The sequence below is a fragment of the Sphingomonas jaspsi DSM 18422 genome, assembly GCF_000585415.1.
In the GTDB taxonomy this organism is placed as follows: domain Bacteria; phylum Pseudomonadota; class Alphaproteobacteria; order Sphingomonadales; family Sphingomonadaceae; genus Sphingomicrobium; species Sphingomicrobium jaspsi.
On sequence record NZ_KK073876.1, the window covers coordinates 1,645,507 to 1,660,161 of the forward strand.

12 protein-coding genes and 1 tRNA gene are annotated in these 14,655 nt (G+C 64.2%); 12 read left to right on the forward strand and 1 reads right to left on the reverse strand.

What is annotated here, in order from left to right; genetic code table 11:
- Positions 1-7: 7 nt before the first annotated feature.
- The 7 genes from gatC to G570_RS08540 all read left to right on the forward strand — a co-directional run bounded on the left by gatC (position 8) and on the right by G570_RS08540 (position 7,588).
- Positions 8-310 carry an Asp-tRNA(Asn)/Glu-tRNA(Gln) amidotransferase subunit GatC gene (gene gatC / locus G570_RS08510; RefSeq protein ID WP_037501196.1) on the forward strand — a complete coding sequence of 101 codons (303 nt, stop codon included), beginning with the start codon at positions 8-10 and terminating at the stop codon, positions 308-310.
- Positions 310-1,791 (forward strand): Asp-tRNA(Asn)/Glu-tRNA(Gln) amidotransferase subunit GatA, encoded by a 1,482-nt coding sequence (gene gatA, locus G570_RS08515; RefSeq protein ID WP_037501200.1) that lies wholly within the window; start codon positions 310-312, stop codon positions 1,789-1,791. Before gatC ends, gatA begins: the two co-directional genes overlap by 1 nt.
- Positions 1,788-3,254 carry an Asp-tRNA(Asn)/Glu-tRNA(Gln) amidotransferase subunit GatB gene (gene gatB, locus G570_RS08520; RefSeq protein WP_037504017.1) on the forward strand — a complete coding sequence of 489 codons (1,467 nt, stop codon included), beginning with the start codon at positions 1,788-1,790 and terminating at the stop codon, positions 3,252-3,254. The genes gatA and gatB overlap by 4 nt, the downstream gene beginning before the upstream one ends.
- A 23-nt stretch (positions 3,255-3,277) precedes the next feature.
- On the forward strand, positions 3,278-4,900 hold the full coding sequence (locus G570_RS08525) for an alkaline phosphatase family protein (protein ID WP_037501204.1): 1,623 nt from the start codon (positions 3,278-3,280) through the stop codon (positions 4,898-4,900).
- A 73-nt stretch (positions 4,901-4,973) separates the two neighbouring features.
- Positions 4,974-5,747, forward strand: coding sequence for a hypothetical protein (locus G570_RS08530; protein WP_037501207.1), 774 nt, complete (start codon positions 4,974-4,976; stop codon positions 5,745-5,747).
- Positions 5,744-6,961 carry a M48 family metalloprotease gene (locus tag G570_RS08535; RefSeq protein ID WP_037501210.1) on the forward strand — a complete coding sequence of 406 codons (1,218 nt, stop codon included), beginning with the start codon at positions 5,744-5,746 and terminating at the stop codon, positions 6,959-6,961. Before G570_RS08530 ends, G570_RS08535 begins: the two co-directional genes overlap by 4 nt.
- A gap of 27 nt (positions 6,962-6,988) precedes the next feature.
- The gene (locus G570_RS08540; protein ID WP_156930406.1) at positions 6,989-7,588 is read left to right on the forward strand and encodes a hypothetical protein; all 600 of its coding nucleotides are present in this window, start codon (positions 6,989-6,991) and stop codon (positions 7,586-7,588) included.
- A 115-nt stretch (positions 7,589-7,703) separates the two neighbouring features.
- Here the strand turns inward: G570_RS08540 and G570_RS13865 are convergent, their stop codons facing one another.
- Complete coding sequence (locus G570_RS13865) at positions 7,704-7,841, reverse strand: hypothetical protein (RefSeq protein WP_169731746.1); 138 nt, start codon at positions 7,839-7,841, stop codon at positions 7,704-7,706.
- 113 nt (positions 7,842-7,954) lie between these two features.
- On the opposite strand from G570_RS13865, the gene G570_RS08545 reads away from it, so the two are divergent.
- The 5 genes from G570_RS08545 (at position 7,955) to clpP (ending at position 14,546) form a co-directional block, all read left to right on the forward strand.
- Positions 7,955-8,039 (forward strand) — tRNA-Leu (locus G570_RS08545).
- Positions 8,040-8,118: 79 nt separating this feature from the next.
- The gene (gene tig, locus G570_RS08550; protein ID WP_037501215.1) at positions 8,119-9,690 is read left to right on the forward strand and encodes a trigger factor; all 1,572 of its coding nucleotides are present in this window, start codon (positions 8,119-8,121) and stop codon (positions 9,688-9,690) included.
- 104 nt (positions 9,691-9,794) lie between these two features.
- Complete coding sequence (locus tag G570_RS08555; RefSeq protein ID WP_245600272.1) at positions 9,795-10,730, forward strand: glycosyltransferase family 2 protein; 936 nt, start codon at positions 9,795-9,797, stop codon at positions 10,728-10,730.
- Between the two features lie 118 nt (positions 10,731-10,848).
- Positions 10,849-13,746, forward strand: coding sequence for a TonB-dependent receptor (locus G570_RS08560; RefSeq protein ID WP_084607627.1), 2,898 nt, complete (start codon positions 10,849-10,851; stop codon positions 13,744-13,746).
- Between the two features lie 152 nt (positions 13,747-13,898).
- Positions 13,899-14,546, forward strand: coding sequence for an ATP-dependent Clp endopeptidase proteolytic subunit ClpP (gene clpP / locus G570_RS08565; protein ID WP_037501221.1), 648 nt, complete (start codon positions 13,899-13,901; stop codon positions 14,544-14,546).
- Positions 14,547-14,655: the final 109 nt, after the last annotated feature.

A 14,655-nucleotide genomic window follows, 5' to 3' on the forward strand; every position in this document is an offset into this window, starting at 1 on the left:
GCACCCCATGTCCGTTTCCGAAAAAGAAGTGCGCCACGTCGCCAAGCTCGCCCGGCTAGCGCTGAGCGATGCCGAGATCGACAAGATGGTGCCCGAACTCAACAACATCCTCGGCTGGGTCGAGCAGCTGGGCGAGGTCAACACCGACGGCATCGAGCCGTTGACTGCGGTGATCGAGAACCACACGCGCCTGCGCGACGACGTGGTCAACGCCGACCCGCTGACCGGCGGGGGCGTTCGCGACGATATTCTGAAGAATGCGCCCGATGCGCAGCATGGCTTTTTCGCCGTGCCGAAGGTGATCGAATAGTGAGCGAGCTTACCAGCAAGACGATCGCCCAGCTGCGAGACGGGTTCCGCGCGGGCGAATTCGCCGCGACCGAAGTCGCCGAGGCGTTCAACGCGGCGGTGGTGGCGGGCAGGGCGCTTAACGCCTGGACCGTGGAAACGCCGGAACTGGCGCTGGAAGCAGCGAAAGCCGCTGACGCCGCGCGTTCTTCGGGCGATTTGAAGCCGCTGTCGGGCATCCCGCTCGGCATCAAGGACCTGTTCTGTACCGAAGGCGTCGACAGCACGACCGCGTCGAAGATCCTGACCGGGTTCAAGCCGACCTATGAGAGCACCGTGTCGGGCAATCTCAAGCGGGCGGGCGCGGGGATGCTGGGCAAGCTCAACATGGACGAGTTCGCGATGGGTTCGTCGAACGAGACCAGCGCCTACGGGCCGGTCATTTCGCCGTGGCGCCGCAACGACGGCGGCAACGCTGCGCTGACCCCGGGCGGAAGCTCGGGCGGCTCGGCGGCGGCGGTGAGCGCGGGCATGGCACCGGGCGTCACCGGCACCGACACTGGCGGCTCGATCCGCCAGCCAGCCGCCTTCACCGGCATTTCGGGCATCAAGCCGACGTACGGCCGCTGCAGCCGCTGGGGCATCGTCGCCTTTGCCAGTTCGCTCGACCAGGCCGGACCGATGGCCAAGGATGTCCGCGACTGTGCGATCATGCTCGAGAACATGTGCGGCTTCGATCCCAAGGACGCCACCAGCCTCGACCTGCCAGTGCCGCAGTGGGAAGCGGGATTGTCGAGCGATTTGAAGAGCAAGCGGGTCGGCATTCCCAAGGAATATCGCATCGACGGCGTGCCGGACGAGATCAATGCAATCTGGGATAAGGGCATCGACTTCCTGAAGGATGCCGGCGCCGAGATCGTCGAGATCAGCCTGCCGCACACCAAGTACGCGCTACCGACCTATTACATCATCGCGCCCGCCGAGGCCTCGTCGAACCTCGCCCGCTACGACGGCGTGCGCTATGGCCTTCGCGAGACGCCGCAGGGCGGCAACCTCGACGCCATGTACGCCGCGACCCGCGCCGAGGGCTTCGGCGCCGAGGTGAAGCGCCGCATCATGATCGGCACTTATGTGCTGTCGGCGGGTTTCTACGACGCCTATTTCACCAAGGCGCAGAAGGTCCGCGCGCTCATCAAGCGCGACTTCGCTGAGGCCTTCGCCAAGTGCGACCTCATCCTGACCCCAACCGCGCCGAGCGCGGCGTTCGGGCTGGGCGAGAAGATGAGCGACCCGCTCGCGATGTATTTGAACGACGTCTTCGCGGTCCCGGCCAGCCTCGCCGGCCTTCCCGCGATGAGCGTCCCGGGCGGCCTCGACGCGCAGGGGCTGCCGCTTGGGTTGCACCTCATCGGCAAGGAACTGGACGAGCAGACCGTCCTCAACGCCGGCCTCGCGATCGAGGAACGCGCCGGCTTCACGGCACGAGCGGAGAAGTGGTGGTGAGCGAGTATAGGATCAAAGGCGCCACCGGCGATTGGGAGGTCGTGATCGGCCTCGAGGTTCACGCGCAGGTCGTGTCCAATGCAAAGCTGTTCAGCGGCGCGGCGACCGCATTCGGCGCGGAGCCGAATACGCAGGTCAGCCTCGTCGACGCGGCGATGCCGGGAATGCTGCCGGTGCCGAACCGCGAATGCATTCGCCAGGCGGTGCGCACCGGGATGGCGATCGATGCCAAGATCAACAAATGGTCGCGCTTCGACCGCAAGAATTATTTCTACGCCGACTTGCCGCAGGGCTACCAGATTTCGCAGCTCTACCACCCGCTGGTGGGCGAGGGGTCGATCACCGTCCTCACCGACGAGAAGGACGAGGCCAGCGCCAAGACCATCGGCATCGAGCGCATCCACGTCGAACAGGACGCGGGCAAGCTGATGCACGACCAGCATCCGACCATGTCCTACGTCGATTTGAACCGCTCGGGCGTCGCGCTGATGGAAATCGTGTCGAAGCCCGACATGCGCTCGCCCGCCGAGGCCGGCGCCTACCTGCGCAAGCTGCGCGCCATCCTGCGCTACGTCGGCTCGTGCGACGGCAATATGGAAGAAGGCTCGATGCGCGCCGACGTCAACGTCAGCGTGCGCAAGCCGGGCGAGGAATTCGGCACGCGCACCGAGACCAAGAACGTCAACTCGGTCCGCTTCGTCATGGCGGTGATCGAGCATGAGGCGCGCCGACAGGTCGATTTGATCGAGGAAGGCGGCACGGTCGCGCAGGAAACGCGGCTCTACGATCCCGACAAGAATGTCACGCGGACGCTGCGGTCGAAGGAAGATGCGCACGATTACCGCTACTTCCCCGATCCCGACCTGCTTCCGCTCGAACTTGACGACGCGTTCCTCGATGCGTGCCGTGAGAGCCTGCCGGAACTGCCGGACGCCAAGCGCAAGCGCTACGAGGATGCGGGCATCACCGCGTACAACGCCTCGGTCTTGACCGCCGAAGTCGAAATCGCGCGCTGGTTCGATGCGCTGCTGGAAGAGGGCGCGGAGCCCAAGCAGGCGTCCAACTGGGTCAATGCCGAGCTGTTCGGTGCGCTGAACCGCCTCGGCAAGGGCATCGACGAATGCCCGGTGACGCCGGCGCAGGCGGCCGAACTGCTCAAGCTCGTCGCCGACGGCACGATCAGCGGCTCCATCGCCAAGACCGTCTTCGAAAAGATGATCGAAACGGGCGACGGCGCCGGCGTCATCGTCGAGCGCGAAGGCCTTAAGCAGACCAGCGACACCGGCGCGATCGATGCCGAGATCGACAAGATCCTCGCCGCCAACGCCGACAAGGTCGCCGATTACAAGGGCGGCAAGGTCCAGCTGTTCGGCTTCTTCGTCGGCCAGACGATGAAGGCGATGCAGGGCAAGGCCAACCCGGGCGTGGTCAACGAACGACTGCGCGCGAAGCTGGACGGCTGAACGATCGAATTGAGGAGACGGCGATGACGCGTTGGGGATTGCTTGCGGCCTGTGCACTGATCGCCGCACCCACGACGGCCAAGGCGCCGGAACGGCCCGCGCCCAAGCTGATCGTCGCCATCTCAGTCGACCAGTTTTCCGCCGACCTGTTCGACGAATATCGCCCGACCTTCACGGGCGGTCTCAAGCGCATCGCGGGCGGGACGGCCTTTCGCAACGGCTTCCAGGCCCACGCCGCCACCGAGACCTGCCCGGGTCATTCGACCATCCTGACCGGCTCCTTCCCGGCGCGGACCGGGATTATCGCCAACGACTGGACCGACCAGCGCGTCGCCCGTTCGGACAAGACGGTCTATTGCGCGGAGGACGAGCGGGTGCCCGGATCGTCCTCGTCGGCCTATACCGTCAGCCCCGTGCACCTGCGGGTGGAGACGCTTGGCGAATATTTGACGGCTCAGCGGGCAGGCAGCCGTTCGGTTGCAGTCGCGGGGAAGGACCGGGCGGCGGTGATGATGTCTGGCCACAAGGTCGACCAACGCTGGTACTGGGACGGCAAGAAATATTCGACCGATCAGCAGGGCAAGGCGCCGCCCAAGGCGGTGACGGCGATCAACAATGCGGTCGCCGCGATGATCGCTGCGCCGGCCTTGCCGCTGACGCCGCCGCCGGGCTGTGAAGCCAAGTCAAAGGTCTATGCAGTGGAAGGCGGCGGGAAGGCCGTCGGCAATGGCCGCTTCGCACGCGCCGCCGGCGATGCACGCGCCTTCCGCGCCAGCCCAGCGTTCGACGGTGCCACGCTTGCGCTTGCGGCGGGGCTGATCGGGGAGATGGGGCTGGGGAAGGGCTCGCAGCCCGATCTCATCGCCATCGGTGCCAGCGCGACCGATTATGTCGGCCACACTTTCGGGACCGAAGGCGAGGAAATGTGCCTGCAGATGGCCAGCCTCGACCGCGATCTGGGCGATTTCCTGTCATATCTCGACGCCCAGAAGATTGACTATGCCGTGGTACTGACCGCCGATCATGGCGGCAACGACATTCCGGAACGGCAGCGTGAGCGCGGTATACCGACTGCGGCGCGGATCGACCCCAACTTCACCGTGACGGCGATTGGCAAGCAGATCGGGCAAAAGTTCGGTTTGGCTGGCCCCGTGCTGTGGGGCGGCTCGGTCGGGGACGTCTGGCTCGATGCGGCAATCGCGCCGGCCATGAGGCCCAAGGTGCTGGCGGCTGCCGTCGCCATCGCCAAGGCTCACCCGCAGGTCGCAGAGGTTTTCACCCGGAGCCAGATCGAGCGCACCGCCGTTCCGACCGGATCGCCGGTTGGCTGGACGCCCATCCAGCGAGTCCGGGCTTCGTTCGACAAGGAGCGCTCGGGCGATTTCGTGGTTGTGCTGAAGCCACGCATCACCCCGATTGCGGACACCAAGACCTATGTGGCGACGCACGGAAGCCTGTGGGATTATGACCGCCGCGTTCCGATCCTGTTCTGGCGTCCGGGCATGAGTGCGACCCAACGCAACGACGCGACCGAGACGGTCGATATCATGCCGACCCTTGCGGCGATGCTAGGGCTCAAGGTCGACCGCAAGGTGATCGACGGGCACTGTCTCACTATCGAAGGCGTCGCCTGCCCAGCCGACTAGTGTCTGAAAACGCTTGATTTGTTAGCGCTCGTCGTCAACCTTGCGCGGTCTTACCGTCGGGGAGGGTGATGGCATGCGCCGGTTGGGTTTCGCGCTTGCAGCTTGTCTGGTGCTCAGCGGGTGCGTCAGCACGCGCCAGTTTGCCGATGTTGAATTTTCGCCGCCTCAGGGGTCGTACAAGCTGCTGGTTCTTCGGCCGGATATCAGCGTCGGGTCGGTCACAACCGGCGGCCTGGTCGAGCCGCGGGCCGATTGGACCGACCAGGCCAGAACGCAGGTCATCGCCGCACTTCGTCAGCAACAGGCCGGTCGCGGCGGCGATGCGACGATCATGGACAAACGAAGCGGGCTGGGCGGGGTCGACGCGGAGACGGTCGCCGAGCTTGAGCGACTGCATTATGCCGTCGGCTCGTCCATCGTGCTACATCGCTACAATGGCGCCTATCTGCCGACCAAGCGGCGGCAGGGGCTCGACTGGACGTTGGGGCAGGATGCGGTCGATTTCGGCCGCAAGACCGGCTTCGATTATGTGCTGTTCATGCATGCGGAGGACAGCTTCGCATCGGACGGGCGCGTCGCCTTGCAGATCCTAGGGATCGCCGGCTGTTTCGTCGGCTTCTGCGCGCCGAACGTCGGGGGCGGCGGACAACTGGCCTACGCCAGCCTGGTCGACCTAAGGACCGGCGATGTCGTCTGGTTCAACGTGGTTCAGGCCGGCAGCCAGGTCGCCGGAATCAAGATGGGCGACATGCGTACGGCCGATGGGGCGGCGCAACTGGTCGACCGGCTGCTGGGACGGATGAAGCCCGGCCGAAACGTGCGCGAGCGGGCGGGCAAGGCGAAATGAGCCCGATCGATCGACGTTCCTTCCTGCATGGCGGGCTCGGTGCGGTGGCCGCCCTCTATGCCGGAAGCGCCCAAGCTCGCGTCCTGCCGCGCGACATGGCTCCGTTGATCGGTCCTGGCTATCGCGCACAGGACGAGGACGAAAAAGGCCTGTGGCAGTTGATGGAGCGGGTCGAGGAGGAGGTTTCCGGATCGAACCTCCTCATCCGCGACGACAGGCTGACGACCTATCTTGGCGACATTATCGGCCGCGTCGGTGGGCCAGCAGCCAAGGACATGCGCATTTATCTGGCGCGTATTCCCGAATTCAATGCGGTCATGTTCCCGACCGGCTTCGCTGTGGTGTTCAGCGGCTTGCTGCTGCGGATGCGCAACGAAGCCCAGTTGGCGGGGGTCATTGCTCACGAAAGCGCCCATTTCCTTCGCAAGCACCAGCTTCGCGGGTGGCGCGACACGCGGCGCAAGACCGATATATTTTCGTTTCTCGCAATGGGTGCGGGCGTGGCAGGCGGGGCCACGGGCGTCTATGCTGGCGATCTCGTCCGGCTCGCGCAGTTCGGCACGATCCTCTCGCTGCTCCGCTATAATCGAACGCTGGAGGCGGAGGCCGACGCCATGGGCGTTCGCCTGCTCGCCGATGCTGGCTATGACCCGATGTCGATGAGCGAAACCTGGGAGCAGCTGATCGGGGAATTGAACCTGTCGGCAAAATATCGCGGAAAGCACCGGGAGCGCGACTTCGCGCTTTTTTCGACGCACCCGTCACCGGAATCGCGCATGGCAGACCTCAAACTGTCGGCGGCGGAAGTTCGTCAGCCGGGAAAGAGCTATCGCGACTTTCGCGATCGCTATCTGGCAGAGCTGGCCGGCATCCGTCCGCAATTGCTCGACGACCAGGTGAAGCTCAACGATCCCGGTGCCAGCCAATATGTCGTCGAGACGTTGGCCCGCGACGGATGGAACGGATTTCTTCGTTTCCACGAAGGGGAAATATGGCGCTTGCGGGGTAAAAAGGGCGACGAGGAGCGGGCGGCGCAAGGTTATGCCGCGGCGGTGTTCTACGCCGATGCGCCGGCCGACGCATGGCGCTGGCACGGCATCATGCTCCAGAAGAGAGGACGCACCGGAGAGGCCAAGGCCGCGTTCACCCGATATCTGCAGATGGCGCCAAACGCCCCGGATGCGCCCTTCGTTCGCCAGATGCTGGCCAGTTAGGAGAGGTCGATGCGTGGACGGTCCGTCTTGTTACTTGCAGCAATGCTGTCGGTCGCGGCGCCGGCAAGCCCGCAATTCCTGTCCTTCGGCGGTTACACGCTGGTGGAGGCGCGTGAGCACAAGGTCGGCGACGGCAATATGGCCGTCACGCCGCCGCGCCCATGGAACCGCGCTCCGCGCTCGATTTTCTTCGACCTGAGCGAGGTCGAGGACTGGACACAGAACGGAGTCTACCTCGACGGCATCAGCTTCGTCACCGACCTCAAGGACAAGAAGGCGTTGATCCGCCAGTATCGGCGGGACGACCGTCAGGTGCCGGTGTTTCGGTCCGACATGACCGCGCCGGAAATCGCGGCGATGGTCGAAAGCCTTTATCGCATCCGCGGCGGCGCGGTCGATTTCCGGACGACGTCACTGCAGCCGCGGCAGTTCATGGGCTACCCCGGCTTTCAGCAGGACTATGATCATCTCGACGGTGACGAAGTCCGGCGAAGGGGGCGGGTCGTCGGGGCGGTGATCGGCGGGCGGCTTTACATGGCGATGTTCGACGCGACCCAGATGCATTATTTCGACGCCGGCATCGGCGATTTCGAAGCGATCGTGCGTAGCGCCCGCCTAACGCATTAATCCGCCACCGGGTCGGGCGGCGGCGGCGCGGGCGGTTCGTCAGGCAGGTGCGGCACCGGCTGCGGTTCCTCCGGATGCGGCGGAAGTCCGGGTATCGGTGGACGGCTCGCCATGCTCAGGCCTGTCCCGGTTCCGGTGCGGCAGGCGATGGAACGTCGACGTCGCCAGGCATGGCCGGCGCTTCGGCAGGTGGAACACTCGGCTGGGCGGGCTGGATGGGCTCGGGCGGGGTTTCTGGCGGTGTGGTGGCCATGTCGTTACTCCTTCATGGCGAATAACCTTGCCGCTTCAAAAGGGTTGCTCGTCCTATCGCTCTTGTCTGGCGCGACAGCCTTGCTATAGGCCGCCCACTTTCAAGGCGTCCGCGCGGGCGTGGCGGAATTGGTAGACGCGCTGGATTTAGGTTCCAGTATCGCAAGATGTGGGGGTTCGAGTCCCTTCGCCCGCACCAGCCAGCCACGCAGTCAATCCGGGGGATTGGCGAGTGGCTGGCTCCAGACAGTTTATTGAGCAGGATCAAGCAAGTGACCATGAAGACCGTCGAGACGGAAAATGAAGGCCTGAAGCGGGCCTACACGCTCACCATTCCCGCCAAGGACATCGACGCCCGCGTCGACGGCGAGGTCAAGCGCATCGCGCCGCAGGTCCGCATGCCGGGCTTCCGTCCGGGCAAGGTGCCGGCCAACCTTATCCGCAAGATGCACGGCGAAGCGATCATGCGCGACGCGCTCAATACCGCGGTGCAGGACAGCGTCAATTCGCTGCTCGGCGAAAAGAAGATCCGTCCGGCGATGCAGCCGGAAGTCGAACTCGACGAAACTTACGAGCCGGGCAAGGACGCGACCATCCACGTCAAGCTCGAAGCGCTGCCCGACATCAAGGCACCGAAGATCGACGGGCTGAAGCTTGAGCGCCTGATCGTCGAGCCCGACGAAAAGCAGGTCGACGAGCAGATCGAACAGCTCGCCAAGTCGCAGACCCGCTACGACGACGCCAAGAAGGGCCACAAGGCCGCGACGGGCGACCAGGTCGTGATCGACTTCGTCGGCAAGGTCGACGGCGTGGCGTTTGACGGCGGTACCGGCGAAGACATGGCAGTCGTCATCGGCTCGGGCCAGCTCATTCCGGGCTTCGAAGATCAGCTGGTCGGCGTGAAGCTGGGCGATGAAAAGCAGCTCAACGTCACCTTCCCGAACGACTATCCGGCCGAAAACCTCAAGGGCGCGGCCGCGACCTTCGACATCACCGTCAAGGCGGTGAAGGTTGCCGGCGACACCAAGATCGACGACGAGTTCGCCAAGCAGCTCGGCCTCAAGGGTCTCGACCAGCTCAAGGGCCTGATCCGCGACCAGCAGCAGCAGGAACTCAACGGCCTGACCCGCACCCACATGAAGCGCCGCCTGCTCGACATCCTGGCGGCGGATCATGATTTCGACGTCCCGCCGTCGATGGTCGAAGCCGAATATGAAAACATCATGGCCCAGCTTCGCCACGAAGCCAGCCACGAAGCCGATCCGGAAGCGGCGCTGAAGGAAATCGAAGGCGATGCCGACGATTATCGCAACATCGCCGTCCGCCGCGTTCGCCTCGGCCTGCTGCTGAGCGAAATCGGCGCCGAAAACGGCATCGAGGTCAGCAACCAGGAAATGAACCGCCTGATCGGCCAGGCCGCGTCGCAGTACCAGCCCAAGGACCGCGACATGTTCGTCCGCTACATCCAGGAAAATCCGATGGCCGCCGCGCAGCTTCGGGCGCCGCTGTATGAAGACAAGGTCGTCGACTTCCTGTTCGGCAAGGCGGAAGTGACCGAGCGCACCGTCACCCGCGACGTGCTCGAAGCCGACCTCGAAAGCGAAGAAGGCCATGTCCATGGCCCGGGTTGTGGACACGACCACGACCATGACAACAAGCCGGCCAAGAAGGCTGCCGCCAAGAAGCCGGCCGCCAAGAATGCCGAGCCGAAGGAAGAGGCCAAGGCTGAGCCCAAGAAGGCCGCTGCCAAGAAGGCGGCCGCGCCGGCCAAGGCCGAAAAGGCGCCGGCCAAGGCTGAAAAGGCTCCGGCCAAGAAGCCGGCTGCCAAGAAGGCTCCGGCCAAGAAGTAAGCGCGACCCACACGCGCTTGTCGAAGCCCCGCCTTTCTCTCTACGATGGACGAGAGGGGCGGGGCTTTTCGATTCCGCACGCTATCGATGAATTGGGGGAAAAATTGGACGGCATTCGCATCGCGGTGGTCCTGCCGTGCTACAACGAGGAAGCGGCGATCGCGGAAACGGTGAGGGGCTTTCAGGCCGCGCTGCCGGGGGCGACGGTCTACGTCTACGACAATAACAGCAAGGATCGCACGGTCGAGATCGCCCGGACTGCCGGTGCCGTCGTCCGCTGCGAAAAGATGCAGGGCAAGGGTAACGTCGTGCGCCGCATGTTCGCCGACGTGGAAGCCGACGTTTATATCATGGCCGACGGCGACCTGACCTACGATCCCAAAGCGGCGCCGGAAATGGTTCGGATGCTGGTCGAGGAGCAGCTCGACATGGTCGTCGGCACGCGCCAGCACGAAGCGGCGGACGCCTATCGCGGCGGCCATGTGCTGGGCAACCGTCTGTTCACCGGCCTGCTCGCCAGCCTGTTCGGTCGCAGCTTCACGGACATTTTTTCAGGCTACCGCGTCTTTTCGCGTCGGTTCGTAAAAAGCTTTCCCGTGCTGTCGGCGGGGTTCGAGATCGAAACCGAAATCAGCGTCCATGCGCTAGAACTTAGGATGCCGGTTGGCGAACTGGTCACGGCCTATGGCGCCCGTCCGGAAGGTTCGGCGTCGAAACTCAGCACTTACCGCGATGGCTGGCGCATCCTGAAGACGATCGGGACGCTATACCGCGTCGAGCGACCGGTCCTGTTCTATGGCGGGATCGGCGCGCTGATGTTGGTCGCCGCGCTCGTGCTGGCGGTGCCGCTGGTGCTGACCTACCTCGACACCGGCCTCGTTCCGCGCTTCCCGACCGCAATCCTGGTCACGGGAATGGTCGTGGTCGGGGTGCTCTGTTTCTTCGCCGGCCTGATCCTCGATACCGTCACCCGGGGACGTCGGGAAATGCGCCGCTTGGCCTATCTCGCGCACGCGGCAACCACTGTTGCGGAAAAGTGACAGATGCAGGTTGAAAAACTGCGTTAACTGGTGGCCCCCTAGGCACCTCCACTAGGTGTGATACGCTCCCAACACAGCATCGGACCTCGTCGGTCCTGAATGATGGGGGAGAAAATTTATGATCCGTCTGTCCACCGGGCTGAAGGCCGGCGTCGGCCTTGCCGCATTGTCGTTTGCGTCCATGTCTTTCGCGCAGGATGCCGGCGGTGCGCCGCAGAACGTCCAGGCCACCGAGCAGGGGCAGCAGAGCGAAATTGTGGTGACCGGCTCGCGCATCCGTCGCGACCCGCTCAACCAGGATTCGCCGGTCATCACCGTCGACCAGGACGCTATCGCCAAGACCGGCCTTTCGGCGATCGCCGACGTCCTCCAGCGCCTCCCCAGCGCAGCGGGCGGCCTTAACTCCAAGGTCAACAACAGCGGCAACCTCGGCAATCCGCCGGACGGTGGCGGCGTCGGCGCCGGTTCGGCGGAAATCGACCTGCGCTACCTCGGCGCCAAGCGGACGCTCGTGTTGGTCGATGGCCTTCGCTACGTCAATGCGACGAGCGCCAGCGGCATCCCGGCGACCGTCGACCTCAACACCATGCCCGCCAACATGATCGAGCGGATCGAAGTGCTGCAGGCCGGCGCATCCCCGCTTTACGGTTCGGACGCGATCGCGGGCGTGGTCAACGTGATCACCGTCGCCCAGCAGAAGGGCCTGAAACTGTCGGCGCAATATGGCCAGTACCTCGGCGATGGCGACGGCAAGACCCAAGATTATCAGGCGAGCTGGGGCAATGGCCGCGACAGTGCGATCGATATCGCCGTCGGTGCCGCCTATGTGAAGCAGGAGGCGGTTCGCTCCGCCGACCGCAGCATTTCGCTGTTCCCGAACCCGGGTCAGACGACCTGCCTTACCGGGGGTTGCAGCAGCGCCTCGGCACTTGGCCGTTTCGACCTTCGCACCGGTGCCAACACGGGTCTCCCGATATATGGCAACTGGACCATCGGCACAGCGCCGGACAACACGCCGACTTTCGCCGAATTGCGCGGCTTTACCACCGCTGACCGCTTCAACTTCGCGCCGTACCAGTACATCCTGACGCCCAGCAAGCGCTATGGCGGCTGGGCCAGCGTCAAGGCTGATCTTGGCGGCGACACGCACCTTCGCGTTCGCGGCAGCTGGAACCGGCGCAAGTCGCAGAACCAGGCGGCGTTCGAACCGCTGTTCATCGGCCCGGATGCCGGCAACGGCGCCGGCAGCCTTTTCGACACGCTGTCGATCGATGTTACCAATCCCTACAACCCGTTCGGGATCACGCTCCAGTCGGGGCTCAACCCCGACGGCACGCCCAACGGCCAGACGCCGACCTATTCGTTCATCGCCCGCCGCCTGATCGAGGCGGGGCAGCGTACGTTCAACCAGACGGTCAATACCACGTCGCTCACCGCCACACTCGACGGCAAGTTCAATGCGTTCGGCAAGGACTGGTACTGGGACGTCAATGGCATCTACGGGAACAACAAGGCGCACCAGTCCTTCACCGGCAACGTTCGCGCCGACCGCGTGGCGCTGGCCGTCGGGCCTGTCGCTGCATGTAATGCGACCCCGGGCTGCGTACCGCTCAACCTGTTCGGCGGCGCCGGGTCGATCACGCCGGCGATGCTCGACTGGATCGCCTTCACCGAAAAGGACCGCAGCAAGCAGAAACTTGCTGGTCTGACCGCCAACATCACCGGCGACCTGTTCGAACTTCCTGCCGGCCCGGTTGGCGTGGCGTTCGGTTACGAACACCGCAACCAGAGCGCCTCGTTCACACCCGATCCGATCGTTTCGGCGGGTCTCGGCGCCGACATTCCGGCCCAGCCGGCCCGCGGCAAGTACAACGTCGACGAAGTCTACGGCGAAATCCGCATCCCGATCCTCAAGGATCAGCCGATGGCCTATTCGCTGGAACTCAACGGCGCGATCCGTCACTCCGACTATTCGATCAGCGGCGGCAGCACGACCTACACCGTGACCGGCCTGTACAAGCCTGTACACGACCTGCTGCTGCGCGGCGCTTATTCGACCGGTTTCCGCGCACCGAGCCTCGGCGAACTGTTCGGCGGCCGCTCGCGCTTCGACTTGCCGGCCGACGATCCCTGCACCAGCGCGGCCGGGGGCCTGTTCCCGACCAATGCGACGGTTCGGGCAAATTGCATCGCCAATGGCGTTCCGGCTGACGGCAGCTATGCCGAAGACCAGGGCGGCCAGCTGCCGATCATCACGCAGGGCAACGAAAACCTGAAGGCCGAAAAGTCGAAGAACCTGACCTTCGGCATCGTCTATTCGCCCGAATGGGCGCGCGGCGACGGCGGCAACCTCAATGTCGAGCTCAATTATTACGACATCAAGGTGACCGACGCGATCGGCGCGGTCGATCCCAACGTGACGCTCAACAACTGCGCCCTTCTGGGCGATGCGGCGAGCTGCGCGCTGGTCAAGCGTACCGCCAACGGCTTCATCAACGAAATCGACGGAACGCTGGGCAACCTCGACAGCATCAAGACCAAGGGCCTCGATGCGACGCTCAACTACCGCACCCGCAACACCGGAATCGGACGCTTCGGGCTGACCGTCAACGCTACGCACCTAATCAAGTATGAGCTGACGGCGTCGAACGGCTTTGTCGTGATCGACCGCGTCGGGACGGAGCGTGGCAGCCCCGACCAGGCCTACCCGAAGTGGAAGGGCAATGCGACGATCGACTGGGGTATGGGCGACTTCGAAGCCGCCTGGACCAACCGCTACATCCAGAGCGTGACGGAAGCGAACGGTAACAAGCTGGGTAAGCGGATCTACACCGATATCCAGCTGACCTATACGCCGACGTTCCTCGAGCGGAAGGTGTCGCTGACCGCCGGCATCAATAACCTGTTCGACAAAGATCCGCCGGCCTGCTTCACCTGCAGCGTGAACAATTACGATCCGACCACTTACGACGTGCCGGGCCAGTTCGGTTACCTGCGCCTGTCGTACAAGATGTAAGCGTCCTACGCTTCGCGTCTGAAAAGGGGAGGGCGGCCCGCCGGATTGGTGGGTCGCCCTTTTCCTTGGCCGCCTTAACCATGGGCGGCTTGAACATTGCGCCATTCCTGCCGATGTAGGGCAGGCACAACATAAGGATAAACGGGTTTCCCATGGACCATCAGGACATCGCCAGCTACCTCATCCCGACCGTCATCGAGCAATCGAACCGCGGCGAGCGGGCCTTCGACATCTATTCGCGGATGCTGCGCGAGCGGATTATCTTCCTGACCGGCCCGGTCGAAGACGGCATGGCCGCCTCGATCACCGCACAGCTGCTCTTCCTCGAGTCCGAAAACCCGAAGAAGGACATCTTCATGTACATCAACTCGCCGGGCGGCGTGGTGACGGCGGGCCTCGCGATCCATGACACCATGCAATATATTCGCCCGCGCGTTGGAACGGTATGTATCGGGCAGGCCGCGTCGATGGGCAGCTTCCTGCTTGCGGCGGGTGAGCCGGGCATGCGCGTTGCGCTGACCAACAGCCGGATCATGATCCACCAGCCGTCGGGCGGTGCACAGGGCATGGCGTCGGACATCGAGATCCAGGCGCGCGAGATCCTGCGCATGCGTACCCGCCTCAATTCGCTCTATTCCAAATACACCGGCCAGCCGATTGAGGAAGTCGAGAAGGCGATGGACCGCGACAAGTTCATGGAAGCCGACGAAGCCAAGGCGTGGGGCCTGATCGACGAAGTATTCGATCGTCGCCCGGATGCCGGCGATGAAAGCGGCGCGGGCGATATCACCCCGGCGTAATCAAACTGTCATTTTTGTTGCGGGCCTGATGGCCCAAGGCTAGGGCTCGTTGGGTTGACCGGCGGGCCCTTTGCCATGCCGGGGAGGGGGGTCCATTCGCCAGATTGCC

Bases quoted from the DNA above. Each gene is read 5' to 3' on its own strand.
- gatC (WP_037501196.1), top strand. From the start codon at position 8: ATGTCCGTTTCCGAAAAAGAAGTGCGCCACGTCGCCAAGCTCGCCCGG.
- G570_RS08525 (WP_037501204.1), top strand. From the start codon at position 3,278: ATGACGCGTTGGGGATTGCTTGCGGCCTGTGCACTGATCGCCGCACCC.
- G570_RS08530 (WP_037501207.1), top strand. From the start codon at position 4,974: ATGCGCCGGTTGGGTTTCGCGCTTGCAGCTTGTCTGGTGCTCAGCGGG.
- G570_RS08535 (WP_037501210.1), top strand. From the start codon at position 5,744: ATGAGCCCGATCGATCGACGTTCCTTCCTGCATGGCGGGCTCGGTGCG.
- G570_RS13865 (WP_169731746.1), bottom strand. From the start codon at position 7,841: ATGGCCACCACACCGCCAGAAACCCCGCCCGAGCCCATCCAGCCCGCC.
- tig (WP_037501215.1), top strand. From the start codon at position 8,119: ATGAAGACCGTCGAGACGGAAAATGAAGGCCTGAAGCGGGCCTACACG.
- G570_RS08560 (WP_084607627.1), top strand. From the start codon at position 10,849: ATGATCCGTCTGTCCACCGGGCTGAAGGCCGGCGTCGGCCTTGCCGCA.
- clpP (WP_037501221.1), top strand. From the start codon at position 13,899: ATGGACCATCAGGACATCGCCAGCTACCTCATCCCGACCGTCATCGAG.